The sequence below is a fragment of the Pseudovibrio sp. POLY-S9 genome (assembly GCF_001431305.1).
Taxonomy (GTDB): domain Bacteria; phylum Pseudomonadota; class Alphaproteobacteria; order Rhizobiales; family Stappiaceae; genus Pseudovibrio.
The window spans coordinates 8,110-10,493 of sequence record NZ_LCWX01000207.1; the positions used below are offsets into that span (position 1 = coordinate 8,110).

Annotated in this window: 4 protein-coding genes; all 4 read right to left on the bottom strand. The window is 56.1% G+C overall.

The genetic code is table 11. From position 1 onward, the window contains the following. A partial coding sequence (locus tag PPL9_RS32520) for a hypothetical protein (RefSeq protein ID WP_057464511.1) occupies nucleotides 1-464 on the bottom strand: 464 nt, incomplete at its 3' end. A gap of 9 nt (nucleotides 465-473) precedes the next feature. Next, the gene (locus PPL9_RS20970) at nucleotides 474-1,433 is read right to left on the bottom strand and encodes a phage tail tube protein (RefSeq protein ID WP_057464513.1); all 960 of its coding nucleotides are present in this window, start codon (nucleotides 1,431-1,433) and stop codon (nucleotides 474-476) included. Nucleotides 1,434-1,445: 12 nt separating this feature from the next. Beyond that, entirely contained in the window at nucleotides 1,446-1,889 is a 444-nt protein-coding gene (locus tag PPL9_RS20975) for an acyl-CoA transferase (RefSeq protein ID WP_152986782.1), read from the bottom strand. Then, nucleotides 1,886-2,384 (bottom strand): DUF6441 family protein (locus PPL9_RS20980; RefSeq protein WP_057464517.1); only part of this gene is annotated, 499 nt, incomplete at its 5' end. The genes PPL9_RS20980 and PPL9_RS20975, both read right to left, overlap by 4 nt.

Consider the following 2,384-nt stretch of genomic DNA (forward strand, 5'->3'; position numbering starts at 1 on the left):
GTCTTTGCATTTACTGGAGCACGCGCTGCAATACTCTGCGCCGCCGCTGAAGTGCCACTCAGCAAGGGCGCAGAGATGTTTTTTTCTTCAAGTATATCTTTGTCTACCTGAAGCCAATATTGCATGTAGTAAAGCAGCCAGGCATCGGCAACTTGTGGGTGGTTCAGAAATGCTTCGATGTGGTCAGGTGTCAACTTTGCCTTAACACCAGCCTCTTCTTCCACACCTTCCCAGTCACGAATGACTTGCTGGGCAACGACTAGAGAAAGAACACGGGCAAGCTTAGTGGCTTTGCCGGGCTCGATCACCTCAGATAGAGGCTCGTCGCCGGCAAGGGCTGTCAATCGCTCATCCTCACGGGCGGCATCCATGATGTCGGTGACAGCTGGATCGGCCAGCACCCGAATGCCAGCTTCCGGGATGAGATCATACCATTTGGGCTCTAAACTAAGATCAAGGCGCATGGCAGCTCCTTAAGCGGATGGGTTGTCATAGGAAGCAACATCGTTTTTAAGCGTAGCTGTTGCCATTCGGCCCAGCACCTCATCACGGGCCGCTTGCCAGGCAAAGCTCACCTGAACACCGCCGGGCCCTTCAATGACAAGTTTGGGCTTGGGCAGATAGACCGCATGGGCAACAAGCTCAAAGCTGGTGTCATTGCCCAGCGCATAGCGGAAACTCAGTTTGCACGGATCGCCAGAAAGGGCTTGAGACAGTAAAGTCTGGTCAGCAAAGCGCACATCAATGGTGCCGGACAGCATGGCCATAGCCGGATCTGCGCCCTCAATCATGCCATCGCCGCGGATGGTCTCAACGGGTTCCAGATTGTTGGTGTAGGTGATCTGGCCGGAGGTGATATTGCCGAGTTGGACATCATTGCGTAGGATGGAGCCGCTAAACGAACCAAACCGCTTCAGCGGCAGCTGCTCCAGATCTCCTGTACTAGAAGTTGTGCCAGTAACCTCGCCCTGAGCAATCAGGTTGAGGGTGGCCGTTACCAATCCTGAGCGCTGCATGGTCCAGTTGATGGAGTTGGCCCTGCATCCGGTGTTCATAGCAAAGTAGGGTACATCCGGCAGGCCCACCTCAATGGCAAGACTGGGCAGGTCCCACTTGCCACTTTGAAACTCATGCGAGTAGGGCGTTGCAGAACCCGTTGTCTCAGATTCTCCGAACAGCGCCTTTAGCCAGATGCCAAGATAGCGCGCATCAATGGGCACGCTGATATCGCCTTCTGTTGTAATGGCGTCTTTGACCGGTGGATAGGGATCTCGGCCCTGACCCAGAAGCTCGCTTTCCAGCAAGGGCTGCTCACTGCCAAGGTTGGAACTGGCAAAGGGCAGCTTCCAATATGAGCCCGCAGCTGGGGCGGTGCCATAGGTTGTTTCAAAGGCAGCAGCTAAAACAGAGCGGGCACCTCGGGCACGGGCCATGGGTCGTCCTTTCTATGCAAGGGGATCGGAGGAGGCGTAGATGAGTTTGATGGTGATGGTTGCAGCCTTGAGGGCTTCGGTTCCCTCAAGCGCCAGATCAATGGACGCTGGAGCTTCGGCCTCCACGTAATCGCACAGACCGCCCAGATTGCGGTCAGCTGCAATGGCAGCACCTACTGTCTGTTTCAGTGCATCAAAGGCAGCGTCCCGCGCTTCAGCTTCACGGGCCTCAACCAGCAGATCCACTTCGGCGCGGTGTTCATAAAGATACGAGGGTGGTGAGAGCGTGACTTCCGGCTCACCTGGATCGCCATCGCGCAGGATCAAAATGCCTGCTGCAGGAACACGCTCGGGATAAGCTTCATTGCGCAAAAGTTTAACGCCTTCAGGTATGTTGCTTTGCAGCATCTCGAACAAAGCGCTCAGCACTTGCTCAGAGGTGCTGGAGTTCATCATTGATCCTTCCAGTTGGCAACGATAAGGCCGGGCAGGCGGCTTGCCCAGTGATTGGTGTCTCTGTCCAAATCCAAGCGCTTCTTGAGTTTGACTTGAGGTACCAGCAGGAACACCGGGATGGTCTGTGCGCCAGTTAAGATACCGTCCTTACGCCGCCGGCCACCTTTCTTGCCGATGCGCCCGCGCTTGGTAAAGCGGGCATCCTCTGCCACCAGCAGCGAGGGCTGCTCGCGCCGATAGACAAAGTGCAAGCGAATGCCGGTGCGCCGCTCAAAACCGCCAGGTGTGATGCGTTTGTTTTGCGGGCCGCGCATGTTGGCGGCAAGGCCAATGGGAATGGCAAGAAAAAAACCGTCCTTGGATCGGATGAGAACGCCGCGATCATGGGCGTCTACTACTTTGCTGGCGCGGCTGTAGACCAGACTGGCTACTTTGAGACTTGCGCCCTGCAAAGGATAGCTTTGCTGGCGGATGGTGCGTGCCAGCTTGGGGCCA